Source organism: Rhizobium sp. B21/90 (genome assembly GCF_019355815.1).
Lineage (GTDB): Bacteria > Pseudomonadota > Alphaproteobacteria > Rhizobiales > Rhizobiaceae > Rhizobium > Rhizobium rhododendri.
Window position 1 is genome coordinate 1,189,858 of record NZ_CP072162.1, and the last position, 24,046, is coordinate 1,213,903.

Consider the following 24,046-nt stretch of genomic DNA (forward strand, 5'->3'; position numbering starts at 1 on the left):
ATCAAAATTGTCTACTAAATAGGTGTTCGACCGCCCCTCGAGCATTTCGTTCGCTGCCGTTACCAAATCTGTTTCGATTTACATCCAAAGTCTGAACAATCACATTGTATTCGCAGCGCCGTTTTTTTAGTTCCAAGCCGGCTTGATAAAAATGGTGACCGCCCTTTCCCACGCCTGGACCAACAGCCCACTTCTCGATAATGGCCTCGATATCCCCGTGGTCCAATGTGCCGTGATGTGTGTTGCAGTTTGTGCCTGCAGCCGACTGGTCGGCAATTTGGACGCGATTGAGATACCATGACGAGATAAGAAAAGCGGGCTCAGAAATTATCGAGTTTTGCGAAACGGTTTCGCAGATGAGGATGTTTCCATCATACTTGGAAACACACGGCATGCTTATCTTCTTGTTTATACTCTTAAAACTGCCATCAATTTCAAAAGCATCACCAAATTTCTGAACAATGTCCGCATGCAGCAATTTGAAGATTTTATGGTAATCATCAGCACAAACAGCGATATCAATCGGGATCAACAGGTGAAAGCGTGGTTTTTCAGGTGTGCTGTTGAAGCTATTCACCATCAGATGCGAAAGCCTGTTTATCTTCAAAAATGCGCTTAATTCGCTTGGGTCACGGGTTGCACTATCGATATCCAACTGAATCAGTTTGCTGGTCTGAATGTTACCAACGAGCTTATGGTTCAAAGGGTCGATAAAAAAACCCTCGCGAAAATGCGGACACTCCGATTTCGATTCGAGTGCCAGCGTCTGTGAAGACCCCTGCATAAAGGAGACAAGCTCGCTCCATGAAGCCCGGCTTTCTACGGGATGCTTATCGTCAGCACGATGCCAGAGTCTGATGTTGAAGTCGTCATATTGGAACTCAGATGCCTTCTCGTTTTCCCTAGCCTTTATGGCTTTGCGGGAAATCGCTTTTCTGTCTCTCGGAGAAAGCGGTGTCTTCTTTTCGCAATGAAGCTCGGGCATTCCGATGTCGAAAAACTCAGGTTCTCCAGCGCTCGCTTCACCGAAGAGGTCGTGCAAAGCCATCGCAGACTTCCGGTCAAGCACAATAATAGTCACTCGCTCGGTGCTGTCGAAGTTCCTGACGCTTGTCCTGGATGCAAATTGGTACTGTGCTTCATAGGAAATCGACCATTTCACATCAGCTGAATCCATGCCAAAATAGTCTTTATAAAACTTGTAGTCGGATTTTGTTGGATTGAGCGGTGCTAGATGGATTGCAACATTGAAACGCTGAAACCCATTGACGCCCCTGGTTGTCGGGTCCAGACGTACAACGTCTTCCCGATATTCGAGCGCCCACTTGTATGGTTCACACGGCCTTCCGAATTCGTCCTTAGCTTTTCTTAATGTAAAAATATGCGGGACATTTGGAAAGGCTGCATCGAATGCGCAAGCAACACTGTTCAAAAACTTTGGATAGTCAACTCTTTTGAGGCTGCTCCAGGTATCGTGCGTTTCGGATACGTACAAAATGTTGACCGTCCCTTTTTTTTGTTCGGGAAAAGTGCGCAGATTCGATTTAATGCACTCATGTTCGACAAACTTAACGATCTTCCCCCATGATTTATACATTACCGAATTGAGAAAATTTGCGCCCATGACAGTAACGGAACGATAATTTCTTAAAACCGACGGCATGGTGATAATGCGGAATGTGAGCCGCATCTGGCTCACTTTTTCCGGATCAGTATTGAAAAGATCTCGGTACCGCTGAAGGGACGCTCCTCGAATTACCACCTGATGGTCGTCAGACATAATTGCGTGCCTCAGCTCCCGAAACTTAGCTGAGACTGGTAACGCTTCATCCGCATCTTTCCCCGTTATAAAGTTTACTAGTGCATCCGTGGACTTGATCTCATAAAACAGGTGGCTTTCTGAGATGATCTCGTCCTGGAAGAGGGACATAAAAACTTGCTGAGTTACAAGAAGCTCTCCCTTGATCGTAATGTTTTTAACAACTGTAGGAACCTCGTCAATAAAGAGGTCGTACTGCTCGACGCCCGGAATTCGCCTCATAGCGACTGAGTGATCGACTACAATGCATTCATGATTGTCCGCATTGACGGTATCTCTCAGCGCTTTTCCGCAGTCCGAGTATGTCTGGATACCGTCCTCGGTCGTGCCGATGTCTTTACCGGTAATCACCTTTGTTTTGAAAAAGGCCTGCGAGAACGCCTCGCCAATTTCGCGGCTTAACTTTTTTCGTGGAGTGGCAATAATATTTCGAGATTGAGGCTTGATAACCATCGGTAGTGCGTGGGTCTTGCCGGAGGCAGTTGGCGAAGAGACGTAGTTAATTTCCATCATTGATATAATTTCTAATTATTAAAATAAGACACAGTAATTCTTTTGCAGTCTTGATTTTCTATTTGGGAGGATGTGTTCTCGGTAAGAGGGCACGGCTATAAATGCCAATGCCTCCGGCATCTGTCCTACGGACAGGGAGCTATCTCAATACAGAATTCTTGATTATGGCAGTTAGCAAACCTGACTTTAAGCAGGTTGAAAAAAAAGTAGTCACGATAAATATAAAAAATTATATATATTATAATAAGTGTGACATAAATTAAATTTAGTGTAAGTTCTAATACAATTAATTTTTTTCAACCTGTTGTCACAGCAAGATTGCTGACTGGCGATATTCAATAAAAATAATATTAAAAAATACCCCGTCCAAGGGACGGATGCCCTTGGGCATCAACAGATGAAGATAGTTATACGCTAAGAAACCCGTAATCTCAATAAAAATATTGTTCAGGGTATCCAAAAAATTTACAGGTGCAGATGTTGCGTATCAAAAAGTAAGATTTCCGAGACCCTTCCAAAAAGGTCGTTTGACCCGTCTCTTTTTATGTCTTATAACTTATTCCAATAAGCCCTTAGGAATTAAGAGACATGGCACTCGTCGGATACGCCCGAGTTAGCTCAATTGGTCAGTCCTTGGAAGTTCAGCGAGAGAAGCTGCTCGAAGCAGGAGTTGATGCCGAACTCATTTATGAAGAGAAGAAATCCGGCTTGGATAGCGAGCGGCCACAGTTGAAAGAGGCTCTTCGTTTTGTCCGGAAGGGGGACACGCTGCTTGTCTCTCGTGTCGACAGGCTAGCCCGTTCTACCGCAGACCTTTATCGTATTGTCGATGACCTGGAAAAAAAGGGTGTCGGCTTTCAATGTATCGATCAGCCGGAATTGGATACTACGAGCAAGTACGGTCGGCTGATGTTCGGAATCCTGGCTTCTATATCTGAGTTCGAAACTGGCCTACGGAAAGAGAGGCAAATGGATGGGATTGCTGCTGCCAAGGTAAAAGGCACCAAATTCGGCAGGAAAGTCCAACTGACGACAGGGGTGATCGCCACCATTTCCAAGATGAGGTCCGACGGCAAGTTGATCCGGGATATTATGGCCGAAACGAAGCTGAGCAAGGCTACGGTTTATAGGGCGCTATCTGACAGATCCGTCGATATCCCTATAGTCTCTTACATTTAATTCACACAGGCTTGACTGGCTGTTGCGTCCGCTTGGCTTGCGGCTCCTTCCATGCTGTTTGCATTCTGAGTTTGACCACATCTTCGGTACATAGCTGCGGCTTGTCGGAACACCCCCGCCTCTTGACGAGCCATGTTGCAGATTCCAAGACCAGTTTGAGCCTTCAAGCGGGCAATTGACGCCTCAACGTTGGCTGAATCGCAGGAGCCGCCCGACAATCCAAAAGTCTGACCGCCATTATTGTTTACTATAGGTGAAGAGATTGCCGGGGCGACGTTGATACCTCGTGATGCTGCAATACCGTTGGCAATCCCGGCAACCATAGCAGCGGCCGCCGCATTGGCATTTGCACTGTCCGTGTTTGAATACCCGTTAGGATCATTCCCGCCATTTGCGTTCACTTTCTTCTGCCAAGGGGAATAGCCAATGCCAGTCTGGTAATAGACGAAGCACCGGGCGAATTTCTTGCGGCATTCTGCCATGGAGCGGTTTGCGGCAGCTTGACCTGATGGCATTGACCACGACCAGAAGCAGCTCGTTCTATCTCCATCCACTCCAGCGACGGCAGCAAGTGGTTCGGGCCTGTGCTGAATTTCGCTGTTCCAATAGCTGGTGCAGGCATTGTAGGCTCGCTGCGTCTCACTCAATCCAGAAACGCAAGACGAGATAAGTAGAACAGAAGTCCCTAGCAGGCATACCTCAATTCCCGACCACAATTTGCCCACGTTACCTCGCAAAAAAACTTCTTAATCAAATTTAGAGTTCTGGAGTCGGTATTTACTTATAGTCACTTACCGGACAGAGCCATAAAAATGTCAGTATGTCCCTTGCGCTTCGATATCATCCCCTTATAGTTTCTGCATATATCAAGTAATATAAATCAGAAACTTTCATCTCAAAACCTGTGAACTTCAAAAGAGACATGTCGTTCAAAACGTTCCTCTACGACTGAACGTCGATAAAATTTATATCGTTTCGATCCCTACGTATAAGCTCGACCGGTCTAAGAAAGTGGGAGTATTTGTTGGAGTTCATTGATGAAATCTACGAAGCCGCCGCAGTTCCGGAGAATTGGACTGGGAATGGGGTCCTCGAGAAGCTAGCCAATGTAGCTAAATGCGTCGATGGAATATTATTTGCGATTGCTCCGGACGGAGGGGTCCGATGGGTAAGTAATGACGCCGCTAACGAAAAGATGGAGACCTATGTCCGGGACCGATGGGTTTTACAAAACCCATATCTGCAAACCGAAGAGCGCATTAGGAAATTCAACGAGCCTCGATTTCTGCTGGACACGGACGTTATGTCTGCCGAGGAAATGCGTGAAAGCTCATATTACCAGAACTTTATGCTTCCTCACGGGTGTTATTGGCATGCGGGAACTTCGATAATCGCTGCGTCGGGCGACACGATAAAACTGTCGGTCCATAGAAGTTTTGAGGCAGGACCACTCGCACCTAAATCAATTGATCAACTGACAGCTCTTCGGCCGCATCTCGCTCGGGCTTCGCTAATTGCTGCTCGCCTTCGCTTTCAACAGGTGAAGATTGCCTTAGATGCACTAGACGCTATGGGCTTCATGGCTGCTGCGATCAAAAATGGGCGACTTTTGCAAGCTGGCGCAAATTTCGCAAAACTCATTCCGTCTGTAATAGAAGATCGATCGGACAAAATAGTTTTCAAGGCACAATCTGCCAACAGGTATTGGGCCAACCTTATAGAGGGAAAGGTCTTGCGGTATGGCGGGTCGTTCCCCATTGCAGCCACAGAGTTATTTTCATCCATGGTCGTCCACATCCTGCCGATCGCCGGATCAGCCCATGACGTGTTTGGAACAGCGGACGCTTTGATCGCTGTGACCGAAGCTTCAAGGGAGTTAGCCGTGGCAGACGGCACACTCATGGGGCTTTATGATCTCACACCGGCAGAGTCAGAAGTTGCAAGAGAAATAGCTGCCGGCCGTGATGTTAACTCAATTGCGAAGCTTAGAGGCGTCTCGACAGGTACAATTCGAGTGCAACTGCATTCAATTTTCGAGAAAACTGGGGCTCGACGTCAGAGCGAACTGACACGCTTAATTTCGCAGATCGGAAGGCAGTAAACATCTCTGGTTTAATAATGAACTGACGATGCATTATGAATTTGTACGTTTAATAATGCTAATAATATTTCTAGAACGGTGTTCTAGCAGATTTCGTTTTTTGCTTATCGGCAAGAATACCTAGTCATAAGAATAACGGCAAAAAATTAAATGCTGGAGAAGAAAAAATTCGGATTTCGTATATCGTTTGATATATGTGTTGAGCTAAAAATGTCGTTAGTTTCCAGTTTGTTGCATAGTCATCAAGAGCTGGGAGTTAGGCATGAAGAAGTCTTTATTCGTCGGTGCTGCGGTACTTTTGTGCTCGTTTGGCTTGCATTCCTCTGTTTCTGCTCAGGAAACCACTGTCTCTTTCTGCAAGCCCGGCTATACGACAGAACAGACGCCGACTGAGCTTGCAATTTGCAACGATCCCAGTGGTCGGACAGAGCTATATATCTCTAGCGCTCTCGCTCTTATGAACGACGAAAACGTTTCATCGTCCGACAGGAAGCGCTTTCTGAAGGAACAGGACAATTGGTACGATTTCCTATCATCCCTTTGTAAATCGAGCGATTTGAGCTGTATTGAAGCGTCGGCTAAGAAGCGGCTGCAAACAGTACAGGGCCGGGTTTTGGCGGCGGTGGCAAATTCAACTTCGACCGGCAAAAAAAATGCCGATACTGATGCCAAAACTGGCATCGATACGATGCAGGATAGCTCAAGCGAACCCAATATTCCCGACATGCCTGATATGATCGACGTGGCTACGTTAATGCCACACTTCAACGGTCCGCCAAAAAGTGATCTGACCCCTGACGACAGCGCTTTGCTGACACTTATTGCTTCGATTAACGAGGGGGCCATACGTTTGGGAAACTTGGAACTCGCTCTAGATAAGTCAGGCCAGATCCAGGATATGGCAAAAAATATGGTAAATGATCACAGTGCCATTAACGAGGGTTTGAAGGAGCGCTTTGATCCGAAGGACAAGCCTAACGACAAGACTATGTGGGTCAGAAAACATGTCGATGACGCAAAATCCAAACTCACTGGACTGATGAAGTCGCCAAAGAGCTTTGAGCAAGCTTATCTTGTCGGAGAATTTGGATTCCACTCTGGTCTCGTTACTTACCTCGATAGCCTTACTACGGCGAACCTTAGTCCCGAGGTCGAAGATTTTCGAGTTAGCACCGTAAAGGTCCTGACTGAGCATCGTGATATGGCGAAGACGATCGCCAAGGCATACCAGATAAGCCTGAAGCAATGAGAGCACGAAGACTTTGGCTACCATGCCTTTTGTCGGCGTGCTTTCTCTTTACGGTTTCGTCTCACGCCCAAAACGCCCCGAAGCCTCGAAAAAGAGTGATTATCGCTATCACCGGGATGGATTATTCGCCCTCAATCGTCACCGTGAACATGGGCGATGAAGTAGTGTGGGTCAATAAGGATGTCGTTCCCCACACCGTGACCGATGCGAAGGGAAGTTGGAATTTGGGCGATCTGCAGCCTAAGCAATTCCAAGGATACTTTTTTAACTCTTCAGGTTCCTACGAATACATCTGTAAGTATCATCCAGGTATGAAAGGCAGGGTAATCGTGTCAGGCGCAGCTACCAAGTAGATTTTAAGTTCGGCTCACTTTCATTTTAATCGAGAGTTCTTTAATGGTCGATACTCGCAGCCCCAAATTCTCTATCGGCACAGATGAAAGGCGGATCATGTGCAGGTCAGAAATGGAGATAATCATGCGCCAAATCATTTGAGACGCTGTGTCGAGGGTGGCGGAAAGCGAAATGACCATGTGTTTGGCTAACGTTGCGGACGATCATATTATGACACTCACAGGAAGACCTGCGAAACCCAAGTTGGGGCTGGTTTGTAAGATGCAATCGTTGTCAAATGGATGAACTCTGCGTTTTGAAATGGTTCAGTCGAATGCAGCCCGGATTTCATTCACCGATCGAAGCTTATTTCCAATGTGCACCATGGCATGGCAGTTTGGGGGTAGTGGCACCGCAGAAGGGGTATAGCTACTGCAATGTACAATGTTGCTGAGTTTCTTCTCCAAGCGAAAGCAGAACCTGATGTGACGCTATCAAATGATGGCAGAGAATTCTGGACAGACCGGCTTAAGAAAAGAGCGCTCACTGATCAGGGACCGGCTTTGCCAACTTTGCCAAGGTCGATCTAGACGCCCCTGTTGCGGCAATAACAGAATTCCAGCTTTGCCCGGATGCAAGCATTTTTCGAATCGCTGCATTCCGGGCTTTGTTTTCAGGACGGCCTTTATAGACGCCATCGAGCTTCGCTTTTTCGATACCCTGGGCTTGCCGTCTATTGCGATCGACATAGTCTTTCCGGGCAATTGCAGCCAGCATGTCGAGCATCATCCCGTTTATCGCTTCGAGTATGCGAGTCTGAATGTCGTCGGCATCAGCCTTCGCTAAAATCCAGGAGGTGGGAAGATCGAGAGACACGACCTTCACCCTCTTTTCGTGGATCTGAGTTTTCAAGCTGTCCCAATCATTGGAGTTGAGTCTTGAGAGGCGGTCGATTTGCTCAACAAGCAGAATGTCGCCAGCCTCACAGTCATTCAATAGCCTAAATAGCTCTGGTCTCTTGAGCGAAGCGCCGCTTTCGTTCTCCGCATAAAATGAGGCGATACGCATGCTTCGCTCTCGTGCAAATTTGATCAAGTCGTCCTTCGCCCTGTTGGCGTCTTGATCCTTCGTTGATGCCCTCAGATATGCTCTGACGAATGTCATAGGAATCCAACCAGTCCGTTTTACATGGTTCGATAATATCCGGTTCGCTTAGGCTACGCAAGCGCATTTATCGAACCTGTCATTTCGCCGGTTCGATTAAGCCATACCCTAAGCCCAGGCGACACCAGAAGGAACGCACACCGATTATAAAGATTTTCCTATTAGAAGCCAAAAAACGCATAATCAAAAGCTGAAGAAACCAAATGAATAATATCCCCTTACAGCAAATTGAAAACCAAGATCTGTACGAACAGATAGTGGAAAGGCTCCCTGAAAACCAGCTGCGACTAAATATAGTGGAACGAGTTCTAGCGCTACATTACTCGGAGGTCGATATCGTGGGAGACCTAGAGGGACGTCCCCTTTGCTTTACCCCCAGAATTACTCGCAATCGCCGCTTGTTGACGCTGACCACGGGCCTAAATCACGAATTTAAGTTCGTTTACGCCACTGTAATCGCCACCAACAAGATCGGATTTGACGACTTCAAAGGTGAATTTCAAGCGCATATAAAGCGTGATGCAACCGTTTGGGAGCTGCAACGTTATGGAACTCTGTCGAGAGGCAGTTTCACAAAGATGGCTGTATTGACGACTGCTGATTCAGTCGAGCTAGCTTAAAATTTCGACAGCTAGCTTTTCGCAAAACTAGCCTCGAATTTACAAACTGATAATATCCGTCGGCGCCTCATATCAGCTGTACTAAACGCACGCCTCCCCTCTGCCGGTGCAGCTCAAACGACCGACAGAGGCGCTTTTCGGCAAGCCTGGAGGCGATTGGCCAGTTGCATCTCTTTCCTTTTGACCGCATCTTTGAGTCAACCCTGCGAGGGGACTCACTGTGGGCGGCGCATATGAGTTCGGGCATAAGCTGTGCGGACATCAGCACCCAATTTTTGTCAAATGCGATGGACCCCAGCTTTCCTCAATCGCACTTATTTTTCAATTTGACGTTTTAAGGTTTGTGTGTAAGCGCCGTCTCCGCCCCATTGGATTGGGTGTATTTTGAGGCTTGCTGCATATGCGAGAAGGTTTCCAGTTGTATCTGGAGATTTTCATGGCAGATGATGGATTTGTTGGTCGCTACGAAGTTGTCGAGCCGCGCCGCGGAAACCGGCGTTGGCCGGATGATGTGAAGGCGCGGATCGTGGCGGAAAGCTTTGAGCCTGGTGTTCGCGTTGTGGATGTCGCGCGCCGTCACGGCGTTATAGCAAACCAGCTTTCCGATTGGCGACGTCAGGTGCGCGACGGCATTCTGGTGCTGCCGTTTGCGGCGGCAACGACGCCGTCGGAGCACGATGGTATCGAGCCGGCATTCGTGCCTCTGGCAATCGCTGCGGATGCGCCTGAGCCTGTCAATCGGTTGCCGCTGCCGAAGCTGGCCTCCGACGGGCCGAAGGTGCAGGTTTTGACGTTGGAGATTGGCTCAGACGTTGTGATGCGGGTTCCGAACGATGTGCCCGTTGAACGGGTCGCCGCTCTGGTTCGCGCTGTGCGAGGAGCGCCATGATTGTCGCGGGCCAACGACTGCCGATCCTGATCGCAACGCGTCCGGTGGACTTCCGCTGTGGGCATCAGGCGCTGGCTCTGATGGTGCAGACCGAGTTGAAGCTCGATCCACATTCCGGGATTACGGTCATCTTCCGGTCGAAGCGCGGAGATCGTCTGAAGATCCTGGTGTGGGATGGCAGCGGAATGGTGTTAATATATAAAATTCTGGAACAAGGCAGCTTTGCTTGGCCCAAGGTTCAGGATGGAACGATGCGTCTTTCCAGGGGTCAGTATGAGGCCATGTTCGAAGGTCTGGACTGGCGACGGGTGATGGCGCAACGGGTGAGTGCGCCGTCTGCAGCGGGGTAAATTCTGGCGGCTCTCGCATTGTTTTATTTGGATTTTTGATGCCATTTTGCTATAAAGTGGCATGTCGCAATCCTTTGATCTCAGCTTGTATCCGGACCTTCCACCAGAGGTCGCCAAAGCCTTCGCGGAGATGCAGTTCGAGCTGTCGGTCGAGCGTGCAGCACGTCAGCACGAGCAGGCAGTTGTGGCCGAAAAGGATGTGTTCATCGCCGAGTTGAAGGAGCTGATCGAGACACTCGAGGGTCAGGTTCATGAATATCGGCGCGCGAAGTTCGGGCCGAAATCGGAAAAGCTTGATCCGGGGCAGATGGAACTGGCACTGGAAGACCTTGAAACGGCGATTGCCGAAACACAGGCGCGGATCGCCGCCGTCGAGAAGAAGATCGAAGCCAGCGCAATCAATCCTGGAGAGGTTGGCGATCCGGACAAGGCCGTTTCTCGCAAGGAGCGTAAGGCCCGTGCACTGCCTGAACACCTGCCTCGGGTCGAGCGCGTGATCGAGCCCGAGAGCATCGTTTGCCCCTGCGGTTGCGGCAACATGGTGCGGATCGGCGAGGATCGGACGGAACGGCTCGACCGGGTCCCGGCACGCTACGAGGTGATCGTCACGATCCGCCCGAAATACGCATGTCCCAAGGGGCGAACTGGCGTTGTCCAGGCCAAAGCGCCTGCACATTTGCTGGAAGGGAGCTGGCCGACCGAAGCCCTTCTGGCGGAGATTGCCGTCTCCAAGCATTCCGAACATATGCCGCTCAACCGGCAGGCCGAGGTCATGGCACGACACGGGGTGCCGATAGACCGCACGGTCCTGGCCGATTGGATGGGGCGCACGGGCAGCGAAATCCGGCCGGTGGTCGACCATATGGCTAAACAGCTCCTGTGGGACAGCACGCGGCTCTATGTCGATGAGACGACCGCCCCGGTTCTTGATCCGGGGCGAGGCAAGACGAAGACGGGTTATCTCTGGGCCGTGCTGCGTGACGACCGCGGCTGGAATGGCTCTGCGCCATCAGGCGTGGTGTTCCATTATCGGCCTGGGCGTAAAGGCGAATATGCCGCTGAAATCCTCGACGGGTTCAACGGCACGATCCAGGTCGATGCCTACGGTGGTTACTCTCACCTTGCCACGTCGGAGCGTGTGGGCGGCGATCCCTTGAAACTGGCTTTCTGTTGGGCACACGGGCGCAGAAAGCTGATCAAGGCCACGCCGAGGAGCGGATCACCCATCGTTGATGAGGCGCTCATTCGCATCGCCGCGCTCTACAAGATCGAAGACAGTATTCGAGGCAATGAGCCCGAACATCGTCGGGCAGTCCGACAGGAGTTGTCGCTCCCGCTGGTGGACAAGTTCTTCACATGGATCGCGGCTCAGGCTGCACGTGTCTCACGCAAGTCAGATCTTGGAAAAGCCTTGGCATACATGCTGACGCGGCAAGACGGCTTCAGATTGTTCTTAGACGACGGCCATGTCGATATTGACTCCAACCTGGTGGAAAACGCGATCCGTCGCCCGGCCATGAACCGCCGCAATGCGCTCTTCGCCGGCCACGATGAAGGGGGCCGAAATTGGGCCCGGTTTGCCAGCTTGATCGGCACATGTAAAATGAATGGAATTGAGCCTTACGCCTATCTGTGCGACCTCTTCACCCGCCTCGCAAACGGCCACCTCGCCAAAGACATCGATGCCCTAATGCCTTGGGCCTATGCCGCCCGCATCAAGTCCTCACAATGAGCTCGTCAGATACTCGTCGGTGAGCTCACATCCGGCCCCAAAGGCAATACTATCAAGCCGCTGCAACTGAAAAATCAATGGGGCGTGGACGCCGCATACGTTTGTGTTGCGATTTTGAAAATTGCATCGCATCATGATGCCATGCAATCATGGCTAGTATTGGATCGAAAATGAGCCTCGTACAATCTGTAAAGCCACCGAGCGACAGCGAAATCGCCGAAATCGGTGCGGGGCCTTCCCTTGTGCAATATTTCGGCATCGAGGGATTGTATGGCTATCGATCTATTTCGCTCGCATCACCTTTTGCCGCAACGATTCTGATAGCTAAAAATGGTTCCGGTAAAAGTACACTCCTTGGGGCGCTTGATGCGGTACTGAAGTGCCAGTTCTATCGCTTGCAGGGTCTAGATTTTAAAACTATCCGCCTATCGCTGCGAGGCTTAGAAAACGATTTAACTATCACCAGGGAAGACGTAGAGAGTCTAACTAACCTGCCTCCAGACAGCGAATTGTTGCGATATGCTCGATTATTAGAAGTTGATGTAACTACAATTCGAAAATTTTTATCGGAAGACTACCCCACATTGAAGGGAGACTACTCGGCGCTCACGGATACCAAAATATTCAGTGCGCTTCTAAAGAACAGTGGATTTAATTACGGCGAGGCAACAAATATATGCCAAAAACTGCAATCCGTTATCTACACAAATAATGAAGATCTCGCCTTTAATCAGAGGGAGATACGTTTGGCGTTGAACGATGTTGACGTCCTTTATTTGCCCACGTTCCGGCGTGTGGAGCTGCCACTTCAAAGTGACCAAGGTCGTGCCCGTCGAGCCAAATTGCGGTTTGCCACCTCCTCAAGCCTCTATGGCGCAGATATTCAGTTCGGTCTCGGTGATATTCATGATCGCCTTTCCGAATTGAATCAGCGAATACTAGCAGATTCGAATATAGGTTACCGCCGTATCAGCGCAAATATCATAAATGAATTGATCGACGGGACATTTGAGCGAGACTCTTTCGAGGCAGATAAACTGCCTGACAGAGAGTCACTTGAACTATTCTTTTCCCGACTTCGTGAAGGTGGGCGTAGAATCGGACCGTATAGCGATGTAAACATACCAAGCATCGAAAAGATTTATGGGTCCGACGACATCGGCGGTGAATCTCGAAAAACACTTCGATATTTTCTAAGCAAGCTTTATGACGTCATCAATTCCACAAAAGATATTGAGCTTCGAGTCGAAGAATTCATTGCTATCTGCAATAAATATTTAAGTGATGACGATGAAAGCGCAGATACAATTGACTCAGTACAATCTCAAAAGCAGCGCAGATTGGACGGTAAGTTACTGCGTCTTAATAGACGAAACCTGAAAGTACATGCGGAAAGTACGGCTTCTCGAAGAAAGATTCCTTTAGACTCGCTTTCATCTGGCGAGAAACAAATGGTCTCTTTGTTTGCGAAGTTGTATTTGTATGAGAAAGAAAAAATTGTCCTGATAGACGAACCGGAACTTTCGATGTCCCTGAAATGGCAGCGTCAAGTCCTTGCGGACGTCATAACTGCCCCGCTCTGCAAACAAGTTATCGCCATAACTCACTCGCCATTCGTGTTCGACAATCCGCTGGAGCCATTTGCTAGAGCCGTTAATCTTTCCCTGGATGTCGACGCAATCGAACCGGTGGAATTTTACGACGAAGATAACGATGAGTGAAAATTATATCCAGGAGACTGACAAGTATTTGAACAGTATTAAGGCCGCAAGAGATGCCGATGCGGTGCTTAAAATGGAGCTAATCAGCGTAAAGAGTGACCTCCCCGGTAGACTAATTTTCGTTTTTGAAGGGGATGAAGACAAGATTGTGTATTTTAACTGGATAAACAGAATATCCACCGGAATTGTGTATGAGCCACTTCCCATGCGTGGGAAAAAGAGAGTCCTTAGATTACGCAACGCTGCTATTCGTGATCGAGGGGATCTTTTAGCCGGTGTACATTTCTTCATCGATCGAGACTTTGACGACTGGGCGGGCTTCGGTGCGCATGAAAGCACGTTTATCACCGAAAGCTATTCAGTAGAAAATTACCTGGTGTCGCCAGATGTACTTCGACAGTTCCTAATTAACGAATTCCATTGCCATGGCAGGCCGATCCTTCGGGAGCGAATAATTACTGATTTTACTAAATTATATAATGATTTTCTGGAAGAGACTAAGGACGTTAATCATCGAATATTTTTGGCTAGGAAACTTGGGTTAAACGCAGCAAATCTCCCCGAGAAGCTAGGCACATTTGTTGAATTCGATCTGTCTTCGGTTCGCAAGAAGTACGATAACATCGTGACGGTCGTCAAAGTCGACAGGGAGCCAGACATCACCGAGATTGGGGATCTTAATAGAGAATTTGAAGCACTAGACCGCCCAATGAGATATCGTGGCAAATATTGTTACCGGTTCTTTGATCGTTGGCTACATGAGCTGGGAAAGGATTACAATTCGCCGACCAGCACGTATTTTAGTGATCTCGACCGTACGTCCAATGCCAAACTTCAAGAGATTACGCTAGGAAGCATGGCTTCCAAATCAGCCATTCCAGACGGGTTGGAGCGATTTATAGCTGCCGTCCCGGCGCTGCCGGATCAGATCTGATCGGTGTATCGGCGGCGTCATGAAACGGCGTTTTAAATCGAAAAAACGATCCGTCCATGCTCTGCGAAGCTTCGCTGGGAAGTTCCAAGCGCAGATATGCGGCGAAGCCATTTGCTATATATTAGAAGGTAGCCGCAAAGACCCGTTTTCAGTTACCCAAGTCATTTACCGCTGACGGTGTTGAACCGCACGAAATCGTCCCGCTTGCCCAAACGATAAATGCTGGCATTCATCACGAGACCTCGACGTCGGGTCACAGCTTCCCATTAGCCAATCTTCCTCCTCCTACGTCCGGCCTTAAGTGCAGCGGGTTTAGCTTCACCAGCCACAGGCAGAGTGAAGAGATCCCCCAGAGGCACCCCAAGAACGGCTGCAAGCGCCTCCATCACATTTAGAGTGACGTTTTCTTTTCCACGCTCCACACGTCCCAAGTAGGCGCGATCGATTCTGGCCTCAAAAGCTAGAGCCTCTTGGGAGAGCTGCCGGCCAACCCGAATTTTTCTGATATTCCAGCCCAACAATTCTTTCGCGTCCATAAGACGAGAAAACAAATAGCAGATTGACAATCCACGGACTGACAATCTCTAATAACGTATTGAAGCCGATTTGCAGCGATCGACCGCATTCCCGTTTCCGGCCTCGCCATAACCTCTTGAGGGAGCAATACGATGGAGTTTCGACACACCAAGCGCCTAATATTAGCGGAATCAAAAAAACGGGTATTCAGCGGACAGAGCAGTGAGGATTTACAAAACAAACTTGTTACAGCAATTTTCGTGTTCGTTTTCGGTATGATGACGATGTTCGTTGGCCCAATTCTCTTGGCTATTTTCAAAAAGAAGCGATTCCATCCGAGTGTCTTTGCGACTGGCTCGGCTCAAGAGATCGAACCTCACGAAGTTACTACGTTGCTCGCTAAATCGGAATATGAGCTCGGTACGGACGAGAAAGCGGAAATCCTCATCAAGACGGAGAAGAACAACTTCCTGTTGTTTACGAACAGGCATGTTTTCTACGAATTGGGTGCAACTGCAAAAATCATGGAGCGAAAGACTGTATCCGGCAAGCTGCCGCTGTCGCAGGCGAAAGAGATCAAGTTCAAGAATAGAACCATCGTCTCGGATATCATGATTGGCGACGAGCTAATCGGCAGTCTGTCAAATGGCAGCTCCGATCGGATCAATCGGCTTCTGAAAGAAATTGCCAAGGATGTCCGGGAGGACGCCAATGTCGGGTGAATACGGACTCGCTCTCGCTTTAGCAATTTTGTTGTATTTTCTGCCTTTCTTCATTGCGTACAATAGGGCGCTGGCGAACAAGGGCTCGATTTTCATATTGAACTTGCTTTTTGGGTGGACCGGCATCGGTTGGATCGTATTGTTATTTTACAGTTTTCTGTCGAAGAATTCAGAAAACGGCAATTTTGTTTGAAAATCGAGAGACGCAAATGAAAACGAACGCCGCATGTGCCTTTTTGGCGATAGCTTTTTTTACGTCGCCGGTTTTTACGTCGCCCGTTTTTGCGTTCCCGCTAAATGGAAGTCGGGAGTTCTCGGATTCTGTCATTGGCTACTCAAGCAAGAGCTACACCGACTCGTATCTCGCAAAATTGCCCGTCCATATCGTGTTGCAAGGCTGGTGTGATCGCTATTCCGATGTCAACCTTAACCTTTATGTCTACGACAGTCGGGGCAAGCTGGTGGCCAAGTCAGAAAATCCCGAGTGCTGGCAAGAGGTAACGTTTACGCCAACGAAACAGCAGCGTTTTGAGCTTGTCGTGAAGAGCCGGCATTCCGTATCGGCGATGAAATATGACATCAAAATTGAGGCTGAGTTTGGGGAGCCGGGGGAGCAATAGCTAATTTGCACTCAAAATCGGCTCTTCAAGTGAACGCTTAAATAATAGGCGATTGTTCAAGTAAATCACATTTGACTAGTGCGCTACCACCCGAGCGCTTTTTCGTCGTGTGAGAAATAATAATCTAGAGCTGCGGAAATCGATTTTTTAGACCCGCTAGGGGAGGGCTGATAATAGGGCAACGTAGTTTGCAAAAAGCGCCGATCCGCACAGGAAGTTGGTTGAAAATTTTCACACCGTATGAGACACTGGTTCGAATTAGACGGTTATTAATCGAACAAAATCAAGGCCAGGCCCGTGGGCTTGGACATATGGCGCCCACCTACGTTTGTAGGCACCCAGGATCGTAAAAAACCACCGGTCGTCGTGGATCGCACTTTTCGCCTTCGGGCGGGTTTTACGCAATTTGCCTTGCGACTTCTGTCTCCGCGCCCGTCGCGCCCACTATAATCTTCCTTTTTTGAAGAGAATATTGTCGCCCATCAAGGCGCTGCGCCAAAAATGCCTGAATTCAGAGAGATGTGACGGCGACATGTCGTCGCCTTGAAAGAATCTGCGTACAACCGCCGAATAGAAATATTCGCGTTGACGTACATCTGCTAAGCGGGGCGCAGAAGTGACCCATTCAAACAGGTAAAGTATGTCGAGCCCGATCGATCTGGAACCAGCCGAAGACGACCTCGAGGAGCGCGGCTGGCTGGTCACGATGTTGCGCCGCTATCGCACGCAGTTGCTGGCGCTGGGCAGCGTCGTCGTCTTCGGGATGGTCGCTTATGCGATTTTCCATCTGACGACGGAAGTCCGTTACGACGATATCGTGCTGGCATTGAGCGACACCTCCGCCCGTGCGATCCTGCTTGCGCTGCTGTTTACCGGCCTGAGTTTCTTCGCGCTGATATTCTACGATACCAACGCGCTCGAATTCATCGACAAGAAGGTGCCGTTTCCGCATGTGGCGCTGACGGCATTCAGTGCCTACGCCGTCGGCAACACTGCCGGTTTTGGCGCATTGAGCGCAGGCGCGATCCGTTACCGCGCCTATTCGCGCATGGGGCTGACGCCGGAAGACATCGGCCGCATCGTCGCCTTCGTGACGCTGTCGTTCGGTCTCGGCCTTGCCGCTGTCGGTTCGATTGCGCTGATGATCATTGCCGATGAAATGGGGCCGTTGATCAATGTCGACAGCCTCGTGCTGCGCGGCGTCGCCGGTGTCATCCTGGGGCTACTGGCGGTCTTGCTCTACATGGGCCGCGGCGGGCGGGTGATTTCCATCGGCAGCTTCACGCTGCGTCTGCCGGATTCGCGCACCTGGTCGCGCCAGTTCCTGGTCACCGCCTTCGATATCGCGGCGTCAGCGACCGTTCTCTACGTGCTGCTGCCGGAATCGTCGATCGGCTGGCCGACATTCCTCGCGGTCTATGCCATCGCCGTCGGCCTCGGCGTCCTCAGCCATGTCCCGGCCGGCCTTGGCGTGTTCGAGACCGTGATTGTCGCTTCGCTCGGCAGCGCCGTCAACGTCGATGCCGTGCTGGGCTCGCTGGTGCTCTACCGGGTGATCTACCATGTGATCCCGCTGCTGCTTGCGATCATGGTCGTTGCGGCGACCGAACTGCGCCGCTTCGTCGACCATCCCGCTGCTTCCAGCGTGCGGCGTGTCGGCGGGCGGCTTATGCCGCAGTTGCTGTCGACCTTCGCGCTGTTGCTGGGCGTCATGCTAATCTTTTCGAGCGTCACGCCGACGCCGGATGAAAACCTCGAGTTCCTGTCGGATTACCTGGCCCTGCCTGTGGTCGAAGGAGCCCACTTCCTGTCGAGCCTCGTCGGCCTTGCCATGGTCGTCGCAGCCCGTGGGCTGGGCCAGCGCCTCGATGGCGCCTGGTGGGTTTCGGTGGGCTGCGCGGTTGCAGCGGTAACTCTGTCGCTGCTAAAGGCAATCGCGCTCGTCGAGGCGTCGTTCCTGCTGTTCTTCATCTTCGGACTGTTCGTCAGCCGCAAGCTGTTCAATCGCCCGGCTTCGCTCGTCAACCAGGCGCTGACAGCCGGTTGGCTGATGGCGATAGCGGTCATCTGTATCTGCGCCATCGTCATCCTGTTCTTCGTCTATCGCGACGTCGCCTACAGCAACCAGCTCTGGTGGCAGTTCGAGTTTGCCGACGAGGCGCCGCGTGGCCTGCGTGCCGTGCTCGGCCTTTGCATCGTTGCCTCCGGTATTGCCGCGTTCAGCCTGCTCCGTCCGGCGACCTCGCGGCTGCTGCCGGTCTCGGACGACGATGTCGAGCGGGCCGTTGCCATTGTCGAAGCGCACGGCATCGCCGACGCCAATCTGGTTCGGATGCGCGACAAGAGCATCATGTTCTCCGAGAAGGGCGATGCCTTCATCATGTACGGCAAGCGCGGTCGCTCCTGGATCGCTCTGTTCGATCCGATCGGGCCGCGGCACGCGCTGGCCGATCTCGTCTGGCGCTTTGTCGAATCCGCCCGTACGGCGGGCTGTCGGTCGGTGTTCTACCAGATCTCGCCGGGGCTCCTTTCGCACTGCGCCGATGCCGGCATGCGGGCCTACAAGCTCGGCGAACTCGCCGTCGTCAATCTCAACACATTCGAGCTGAAGGGCGGCAAGTGGGCCAATCTCCGCCAGACGGCAAGCCGTGCGGTGCGCGACGGGCTTGAATTCTCGGTCATCGAGCCGCAGAACGTGGGCGAGGTGCTGGACGAACTCGCGGCAGTCTCGAACGCCTGGCTGGAAGACCACAACGCCAAGGAAAAGGGCTTCTCTCTCGGCGCCTTCGATCCCGACTATATCCTATCGCAGCCGGTCGGCGTTCTCAGGAAGGACGGCCGCATCGTTGCGTTTGCAAACATACTCGTGACGTCGACCCACGAAGAGGGCTCGATCGACCTAATGCGCTTTTCGCCTGACGCACCGAAGGGTTCCATGGACTTTCTCTTCGTCCAGATCCTCGAGCATCTTAGGAATGCCGGATTTCAGCGCTTTAACCTCGGGATGGCACCTCTATCCGGAATGTCGAAGCGTGAATCGGCGCCGGTCTGGGACCGGATCGGCGGCACGGTTTTCGAACACGGTGAACGGTTTTATAACTTCAAAGGGCTAAGAGCCTTCAAAGCAAAATTTCATCCCGACTGGCAGCCGCGCTATCTCGCGGTTTCAGGCGGGGTCAGTCCGATGATTGCGCTGATGGACGCGACGTTCCTGATCGGCGGCGGACTAAGAGGAGTCGTCAGGAAATGATCTTGAAATACGCAGCTTCCTTCGCAATGGCGGCCTTGCTCATGCTGGGTGTCGCCCACGCGGACGAGGTCAATAAGAAATACGACACCGGCATCATCCCGTCGCCGCACATCCTTGTGCCGACGGGCAAGGTGGTCGGCGAAGTCGTGCTGATCTCGGATATCGGTGGCTGGGGCGACAAGGAAAACGCCGTTGCACAGACGCTGCTGGCGAAGGGCTCGATGGTCATCGGGATCGACTATCCTTCCTTCCTGAAGGCACTCAACAATTACGATGTCAGCCAGAACGATGGCTGCATCTATATGGTTTCCGACATCGAGTCGCTGAGCCAGCAGGTACAGCGGTCTGTCGCCGACAGCGCCTACGAGCTGCCGATCATCGCCGGCGTTGGCGCTGGTGGCACCATGGCGCTGGCAATTGCCGCGCAGACACCGGACGCCACTGTGTCACAGACACTGGCCGTCGATCCTGCCGCAGGCATCGCCCTCACCAAGGATCTCTGCACGCCCGCCGAAAAGGTCAAGACCGGCGACAACGTCGTCATCGGACTGATGGACGGCGTGCTGCCAAACCCGATCATTGCCAGCTTCACCCCGGCAGCGCCCAAGGATGGCCGCGACCATGTCGAGGCGATGCAGAAGGATCATCCGGAAATCGAAATCCGCGATTCCACGGACGACGCCATGACGACCCTCAGCAACACGCTGGTCGACCTGGTGAAGTCGCTGAGCGCCGAAAAATCACCGCTTGGCCTGCCCATCAACGTGCTTGAAACCAAGCCGACCGAGGACACGCTGGCGATCATCTATTCTGGCGACGGCGGATGGCGCGACATCGACAAGGAAGTCGGCTCCTATCTCCAGGATCAGGGCATTCCGGTGGTCGGCGTCGATACGCTGCATTATTTCTGGTCGGAGCGTAAGCCACAGGAAACTGCAGACGACCTGGGCCGCATCATCGATTACTACACCAAGCACTTCAATGTGCAGCACGTGGTGCTGATCGGTTACTCGTTCGGTGCCGACGTCATCCCGGCCAGCTACAATCTGCTGAAGCCGAAGGAACGCAGCCAGGTGGTGCAGATGTCGCTGCTGTCGCTGTCGCGCAAGGTGGACTATGTCATCTCGGTAATGGGCTGGCTCGGCGCTTCCAGCGAGGGCAAGGGCGGCGATCCGCTCAAGGACCTTAAGAAGATCAACCCGAAGATCGTCCAGTGCGTGTATGGCACGGATGACGACGAGGACGTTGCCTGCCCTGATCTGAAGGGCACCGGCGCCGAAGTCGTCGCCATGGCCGGCGGTCACCATTTCGACGACGATTACGAGACATTGTCGAAGACGATCATCGCCGGCGTTAAAAGCCGCCTCGGCGAGTAGGGAACATCCGGCCGGGACATTGCTTGTCGCAGTGCCCCGGCGAGACTATCTAGCTTTGCATCTGACTGCGGCTGACGGTATCTGGGGCAATCTTCGACCTGCGACGCCTGCGTCGGCCCGGTCGATCATCCGCCAACCGAAAGAGATACTCCTTGTCCGCTGATAACGTTTCCGTCTTCGATAAAAGCTACGCCGCCTTCCTGTTCGACATGGACGGGACGATCATGAACTCAATCGCCTCCGCAGAACGGGTCTGGGGCGCCTGGGCTGCGCGCCAGGGCCTGGATGTCGAGAAATTCATGCCCACCATGCACGGCGCCCGCGGTATCGATACGATCCGCAACCTCAATCTTCCCGGCGTAGATCCTGCTGTCGAAGCCGCTGCAATCGAGAGGGACGAGATCGCCGATGTCGCCGGCGTCGTGCCGATTTCCGGTGCCATCGATTTCCTTGCCTCGCTGCCTGCCGACCGCTGGGCCATCGTTACCTCGTCGCCGATTGCGCTTGCCAAGGCGCGGCTGGCGGAAGCGGGAATCCCGATGCCGCGTTTCATCGTGACTGCCGAGGACGTCAAGGTCGGCAAGCCCAATCCGCAGTGCTACATTCTGGGTGCCGAACGGCTGGGCGTGAGCGTCACCGAATGCTTGGTGTTCGAGGACGTGCCGGCTGGTATCAAGGCTGGCGAGGCGGCAGGCGCCGACGTCATGGTTATCACCGCGACGCATAGCCACCCGATGCAGACACCGCACACGACGATCCTCAATTATGATAACGTCAGCGCCCGTATCGGCGCCAACGGAAAACTGTCGGTGGTGCGCGCCTGAGGGGTGCAGCCACGCCCGGGGCGTTGGCTTACGGGATGGACGACATGGCTTCGAGTGAGATGAAAGCACAGCTTCGCAAGGAACGGCTGGCGGCTCGCGACGCGCTGCCGGCGGATTTGCGGGCGCAAAAAAGCGCCACCATGGTGCGGTGTGGTGATGCGGAAATTCGCTTCGAGCCGGGAGCGGTTATTGCCGGCTTCCTGCCCATCCGCTCCGAGGCGGACATCCGGCCGCTGCTCGATCTGTTGCGATCGCGGGGCGCGCGGGTCTGTCTTCCTGTAGTTGTCGACAGGGAAACAATCGTCTTTCGCGAACTGGCAGATGCCCGTTCGCTTGTTCCCGGTGCCTTCGGTACGCTCGGCCCTGACGAGACCGCAGCTTTGCTCGAACCCGATATCCTGCTGGTGCCGCTATCGGCCTTCGACGCTGCCGGACGGCGGATTGGCTACGGTGGCGGCTATTATGACAGGGCGATTGCGCTTTTACGACGGAAAGGCCTCGCGCGGCGCCTGATCGGCATTGCATTCGATTGCCAAGAAGTGCCATCAGTACCCGCCGAGCCGCACGACGTTCCCCTTGACGCCATTCTGACCGAAAGCGGCCTTCGCATTTTCTGACCGGAGACCGACGTGGAATGAGACTGCTATTTCTGGGTGACATGGTTGGCAAGACCGGGCGCGTGAGCGTCTGGAACCGCCTGCCGGGGCTGGTGTCCGATCTCAAGCTCGATTTTGTCATCGTCAACGGCGAGAATGCGGCCGGCGGTTTCGGCATCACCGAAGAAATCTTCCTGGAAACCATCAATGCCGGCGCCGACGTGGTGACGACGGGCAACCATGTATGGGACCAGAAGGAAGCGGTTTCCTTTGCCGGCCGGCACGACCAGTTTTTGCGCCCGGCCAATTATCCGGCCGGAACGCCCGGACGCGGCTCCGGCCTCTATTATGCGCGCAACGGCGCCCGCGTGCTGGTCGCCAACATCATGGGCCGCGTGTTCATGCATCCCGAACTCGACGATCCCTTCAAGTCGGCCGAGGCCATTCTCGCTGCCTGCCCCCTGAAGGAGCAGGCCGATGCGATCGTTTTCGACTTTCATGCGGAGGCTACCAGCGAAAAGCAGTGCTTCGGACATTTCGTCGATGGCCGCGCCAGCTTTGTCGTCGGGACCCACACCCATGTGCCGACGGCCGATGCACAGATCCTCAACGGCGGAACAGCCTATATGTCCGATGCCGGCATGTGTGGCGACTACGACTCTTCGTTGGGCATGGAAAAGGAAGAACCGCTCAACCGGTTCATTTCGAAGATGCCGAAAGGCCGCTTCGAGGCGGCATCCGGGCCGGCGACGATATGTGGGGTCGGCGTGGAAATCTCCGATTCGACCGGGTTGGCGGAAAAGATAGCGCCGCTGCGGATCGGGCCTAGACTCGCTGAGACCGTTCCCTCGTTCTGGAACTGACCGATGATTAACTTATGAGCTAGCCCGGGCTGTCCGTTGACGGCCCGGGCTATTCTCGTTCAGGCAAACGTCAGATGACGCTTGACGCCGACGTCCGGCATCTTGTCGTCGTCGAGATTGGCCTTGGCGATCTCCCAGCCGAATTTCAGCTTGCTGCCGGTTGAGATCCATAGTTCTGCATCTTCGACATGCATCGCAAGCATCGTCAGGGTCGGGTCCTTCTTGCCGTCGTGATACCAGGCGGCGGTCACCGAACTCCAGTACTCGTCGATCTTTGCCTGGTCGGCGCGGACCTCGATCTTGCCGGCGAGGCTGGCGTGATAGTCGTGATCCTTGCCGACCACGCAGAAGCGGGCTCGGGCGCCGGTCTTGATGCTCTTGACGATGTCTGCATCGGTCTTGGTGTAGAACCAGATGGTGTTTGTCGTCGGATCGGCGTGCGGCGCCATTGGCTGCATGTGCATGTCGATGCCGTCGATACCCAGCATGCCGGCGTGCACCGCATCGATCTGCTCCCACAACTGCTTTGCCGGATGTTCCTGTGCTTCGCTGAAGCTGGCCATGGCCAATCCTTTCGATTTGATAATGCGTCCTGAAACGTGAGGTGGGCCACCTTTGTTCCTTCAGTCAACCTCCGGCGTGGCAGGGCTTTTCGCTTGAATGCCTGTGGCTTCG

23 protein-coding genes are annotated in these 24,046 nt (G+C 52.5%); 18 read left to right on the plus strand and 5 right to left on the minus strand.

The genetic code is table 11. The annotated features are described in order from the left end of the window. Position 1: 1 nt before the first annotated feature. A complete protein-coding gene (locus tag J5278_RS05695) occupies positions 2–2,332 on the minus strand; it encodes a hypothetical protein (protein WP_209230062.1) in 2,331 nt (776 codons plus the stop codon). 588 nt (positions 2,333–2,920) lie between these two features. Here J5278_RS05695 and J5278_RS05700 point away from each other — a divergent pair. Next, positions 2,921–3,511: a recombinase family protein gene (locus J5278_RS05700; protein WP_209184584.1), complete on the plus strand. Its 591-nt coding sequence runs from the start codon at positions 2,921–2,923 to the stop codon at positions 3,509–3,511. On the opposite strand, the gene J5278_RS05705 is transcribed toward J5278_RS05700, so the two are convergent. After that, a complete protein-coding gene (locus J5278_RS05705; protein WP_209184583.1) occupies positions 3,508–3,993 on the minus strand; it encodes a hypothetical protein in 486 nt (161 codons plus the stop codon). The two genes, J5278_RS05700 and J5278_RS05705, sit on opposite strands and share 4 nt — an antisense overlap. Before the next feature lie 542 nt (positions 3,994–4,535). On the opposite strand from J5278_RS05705, the gene J5278_RS05710 reads away from it, so the two are divergent. The 3 genes from J5278_RS05710 to J5278_RS05720 all read left to right on the plus strand — a co-directional run bounded on the left by J5278_RS05710 (position 4,536) and on the right by J5278_RS05720 (position 7,214). Then, on the plus strand, positions 4,536–5,612 hold the full coding sequence (locus J5278_RS05710; RefSeq protein WP_247749777.1) for a helix-turn-helix transcriptional regulator: 1,077 nt from the start codon (positions 4,536–4,538) through the stop codon (positions 5,610–5,612). 262 nt (positions 5,613–5,874) lie between these two features. Then, the gene (locus J5278_RS05715) at positions 5,875–6,861 is read left to right on the plus strand and encodes a DUF4142 domain-containing protein (protein ID WP_209184581.1); all 987 of its coding nucleotides are present in this window, start codon (positions 5,875–5,877) and stop codon (positions 6,859–6,861) included. Then, entirely contained in the window at positions 6,858–7,214 is a 357-nt protein-coding gene (locus J5278_RS05720; protein ID WP_209184580.1) for a cupredoxin family copper-binding protein, read from the plus strand. The genes J5278_RS05715 and J5278_RS05720 overlap by 4 nt, the downstream gene beginning before the upstream one ends. Before the next feature lie 523 nt (positions 7,215–7,737). On the opposite strand, the gene J5278_RS05725 is transcribed toward J5278_RS05720, so the two are convergent. Continuing rightward, positions 7,738–8,358: a recombinase family protein gene (locus J5278_RS05725; RefSeq protein WP_209184579.1), complete on the minus strand. Its 621-nt coding sequence runs from the start codon at positions 8,356–8,358 to the stop codon at positions 7,738–7,740. 203 nt (positions 8,359–8,561) lie between these two features. Between J5278_RS05725 and J5278_RS05730 the strand changes: the two genes are divergently transcribed. The 6 genes from J5278_RS05730 to J5278_RS05755 all read left to right on the plus strand — a co-directional run bounded on the left by J5278_RS05730 (position 8,562) and on the right by J5278_RS05755 (position 14,604). Continuing rightward, positions 8,562–8,978, plus strand: a complete 417-nt coding sequence (locus tag J5278_RS05730; protein ID WP_209184578.1) for a hypothetical protein — start codon at positions 8,562–8,564, stop codon at positions 8,976–8,978. 436 nt (positions 8,979–9,414) lie between these two features. Then, entirely contained in the window at positions 9,415–9,867 is a 453-nt protein-coding gene (locus J5278_RS05735) for a transposase (protein ID WP_142832485.1), read from the plus strand. Then, positions 9,864–10,217, plus strand: coding sequence for an IS66 family insertion sequence element accessory protein TnpB (gene tnpB, locus J5278_RS05740; RefSeq protein ID WP_209207799.1), 354 nt, complete (start codon positions 9,864–9,866; stop codon positions 10,215–10,217). Before J5278_RS05735 ends, tnpB begins: the two co-directional genes overlap by 4 nt. Positions 10,218–10,278: 61 nt before the next feature. Further along, positions 10,279–11,949: an IS66 family transposase gene (locus tag J5278_RS05745; protein ID WP_219258326.1), complete on the plus strand. Its 1,671-nt coding sequence runs from the start codon at positions 10,279–10,281 to the stop codon at positions 11,947–11,949. 170 nt (positions 11,950–12,119) lie between these two features. After that, the gene (locus tag J5278_RS05750; protein ID WP_209184577.1) at positions 12,120–13,670 is read left to right on the plus strand and encodes an AAA family ATPase; all 1,551 of its coding nucleotides are present in this window, start codon (positions 12,120–12,122) and stop codon (positions 13,668–13,670) included. Continuing rightward, positions 13,663–14,604, plus strand: a complete 942-nt coding sequence (locus J5278_RS05755; RefSeq protein ID WP_209184576.1) for a DUF4435 domain-containing protein — start codon at positions 13,663–13,665, stop codon at positions 14,602–14,604. Before J5278_RS05750 ends, J5278_RS05755 begins: the two co-directional genes overlap by 8 nt. 266 nt (positions 14,605–14,870) lie before the next feature. Here J5278_RS05755 and J5278_RS05760 read toward each other — a convergent pair whose 3' ends face one another. After that, the gene (locus J5278_RS05760; RefSeq protein WP_209184575.1) at positions 14,871–15,140 is read right to left on the minus strand and encodes a helix-turn-helix domain-containing protein; all 270 of its coding nucleotides are present in this window, start codon (positions 15,138–15,140) and stop codon (positions 14,871–14,873) included. 132 nt (positions 15,141–15,272) lie between these two features. On the opposite strand from J5278_RS05760, the gene J5278_RS05765 reads away from it, so the two are divergent. From J5278_RS05765 to J5278_RS05800, 8 genes are all read left to right on the plus strand, one after another. Next, a complete protein-coding gene (locus J5278_RS05765; protein WP_209184574.1) occupies positions 15,273–15,842 on the plus strand; it encodes a hypothetical protein in 570 nt (189 codons plus the stop codon). Continuing rightward, positions 15,832–16,035, plus strand: coding sequence for a superinfection immunity protein (locus J5278_RS31595; RefSeq protein ID WP_209184573.1), 204 nt, complete (start codon positions 15,832–15,834; stop codon positions 16,033–16,035). Before J5278_RS05765 ends, J5278_RS31595 begins: the two co-directional genes overlap by 11 nt. 16 nt (positions 16,036–16,051) lie before the next feature. Further along, the gene (locus J5278_RS05775; RefSeq protein ID WP_209184572.1) at positions 16,052–16,462 is read left to right on the plus strand and encodes a hypothetical protein; all 411 of its coding nucleotides are present in this window, start codon (positions 16,052–16,054) and stop codon (positions 16,460–16,462) included. 706 nt (positions 16,463–17,168) lie between these two features. Further along, entirely contained in the window at positions 17,169–19,712 is a 2,544-nt protein-coding gene (gene mprF / locus J5278_RS05780; RefSeq protein WP_247749200.1) for a bifunctional lysylphosphatidylglycerol flippase/synthetase MprF, read from the plus strand. Next, positions 19,709–21,088: a virulence factor gene (locus tag J5278_RS05785; protein ID WP_209184570.1), complete on the plus strand. Its 1,380-nt coding sequence runs from the start codon at positions 19,709–19,711 to the stop codon at positions 21,086–21,088. The genes mprF and J5278_RS05785 overlap by 4 nt, the downstream gene beginning before the upstream one ends. Before the next feature lie 152 nt (positions 21,089–21,240). Continuing rightward, positions 21,241–21,912: an HAD-IA family hydrolase gene (locus J5278_RS05790; protein ID WP_209184569.1), complete on the plus strand. Its 672-nt coding sequence runs from the start codon at positions 21,241–21,243 to the stop codon at positions 21,910–21,912. Positions 21,913–21,956: 44 nt separating this feature from the next. Continuing rightward, a complete protein-coding gene (locus J5278_RS05795; protein ID WP_209184568.1) occupies positions 21,957–22,529 on the plus strand; it encodes a 5-formyltetrahydrofolate cyclo-ligase in 573 nt (190 codons plus the stop codon). Between the two features lie 17 nt (positions 22,530–22,546). Beyond that, a complete protein-coding gene (locus tag J5278_RS05800) occupies positions 22,547–23,371 on the plus strand; it encodes a TIGR00282 family metallophosphoesterase (protein WP_209184567.1) in 825 nt (274 codons plus the stop codon). Between the two features lie 59 nt (positions 23,372–23,430). On the opposite strand, the gene J5278_RS05805 is transcribed toward J5278_RS05800, so the two are convergent. After that, the gene (locus J5278_RS05805; protein ID WP_142830688.1) at positions 23,431–23,934 is read right to left on the minus strand and encodes a pyridoxamine 5'-phosphate oxidase family protein; all 504 of its coding nucleotides are present in this window, start codon (positions 23,932–23,934) and stop codon (positions 23,431–23,433) included. Positions 23,935–24,046: the final 112 nt, after the last annotated feature.

Excerpts from the sequence above, each read along its gene's own strand:
- J5278_RS05695 (WP_209230062.1), bottom strand. The coding sequence starts at position 2,332 with ATGATGGAAATTAACTACGTCTCTTCGCCAACTGCCTCCGGCAAGACC.
- J5278_RS05700 (WP_209184584.1), top strand. The coding sequence starts at position 2,921 with ATGGCACTCGTCGGATACGCCCGAGTTAGCTCAATTGGTCAGTCCTTG.
- J5278_RS05705 (WP_209184583.1), bottom strand. The coding sequence starts at position 3,993 with ATGGCAGAATGCCGCAAGAAATTCGCCCGGTGCTTCGTCTATTACCAG.
- J5278_RS05715 (WP_209184581.1), top strand. The coding sequence starts at position 5,875 with ATGAAGAAGTCTTTATTCGTCGGTGCTGCGGTACTTTTGTGCTCGTTT.
- J5278_RS05720 (WP_209184580.1), top strand. The coding sequence starts at position 6,858 with ATGAGAGCACGAAGACTTTGGCTACCATGCCTTTTGTCGGCGTGCTTT.
- J5278_RS05725 (WP_209184579.1), bottom strand. The coding sequence starts at position 8,358 with ATGACATTCGTCAGAGCATATCTGAGGGCATCAACGAAGGATCAAGAC.
- J5278_RS05730 (WP_209184578.1), top strand. The coding sequence starts at position 8,562 with ATGAATAATATCCCCTTACAGCAAATTGAAAACCAAGATCTGTACGAA.
- J5278_RS05735 (WP_142832485.1), top strand. The coding sequence starts at position 9,415 with ATGGCAGATGATGGATTTGTTGGTCGCTACGAAGTTGTCGAGCCGCGC.
- tnpB (WP_209207799.1), top strand. The coding sequence starts at position 9,864 with ATGATTGTCGCGGGCCAACGACTGCCGATCCTGATCGCAACGCGTCCG.
- J5278_RS05745 (WP_219258326.1), top strand. The coding sequence starts at position 10,279 with ATGTCGCAATCCTTTGATCTCAGCTTGTATCCGGACCTTCCACCAGAG.
- J5278_RS05750 (WP_209184577.1), top strand. The coding sequence starts at position 12,120 with ATGAGCCTCGTACAATCTGTAAAGCCACCGAGCGACAGCGAAATCGCC.
- J5278_RS05755 (WP_209184576.1), top strand. The coding sequence starts at position 13,663 with ATGAGTGAAAATTATATCCAGGAGACTGACAAGTATTTGAACAGTATT.
- J5278_RS05760 (WP_209184575.1), bottom strand. The coding sequence starts at position 15,140 with ATGGACGCGAAAGAATTGTTGGGCTGGAATATCAGAAAAATTCGGGTT.
- J5278_RS05765 (WP_209184574.1), top strand. The coding sequence starts at position 15,273 with ATGGAGTTTCGACACACCAAGCGCCTAATATTAGCGGAATCAAAAAAA.
- J5278_RS31595 (WP_209184573.1), top strand. The coding sequence starts at position 15,832 with ATGTCGGGTGAATACGGACTCGCTCTCGCTTTAGCAATTTTGTTGTAT.
- J5278_RS05775 (WP_209184572.1), top strand. The coding sequence starts at position 16,052 with ATGAAAACGAACGCCGCATGTGCCTTTTTGGCGATAGCTTTTTTTACG.
- mprF (WP_247749200.1), top strand. The coding sequence starts at position 17,169 with ATGTTGCGCCGCTATCGCACGCAGTTGCTGGCGCTGGGCAGCGTCGTC.
- J5278_RS05785 (WP_209184570.1), top strand. The coding sequence starts at position 19,709 with ATGATCTTGAAATACGCAGCTTCCTTCGCAATGGCGGCCTTGCTCATG.
- J5278_RS05795 (WP_209184568.1), top strand. The coding sequence starts at position 21,957 with ATGGCTTCGAGTGAGATGAAAGCACAGCTTCGCAAGGAACGGCTGGCG.
- J5278_RS05800 (WP_209184567.1), top strand. The coding sequence starts at position 22,547 with ATGAGACTGCTATTTCTGGGTGACATGGTTGGCAAGACCGGGCGCGTG.
- J5278_RS05805 (WP_142830688.1), bottom strand. The coding sequence starts at position 23,934 with ATGGCCAGCTTCAGCGAAGCACAGGAACATCCGGCAAAGCAGTTGTGG.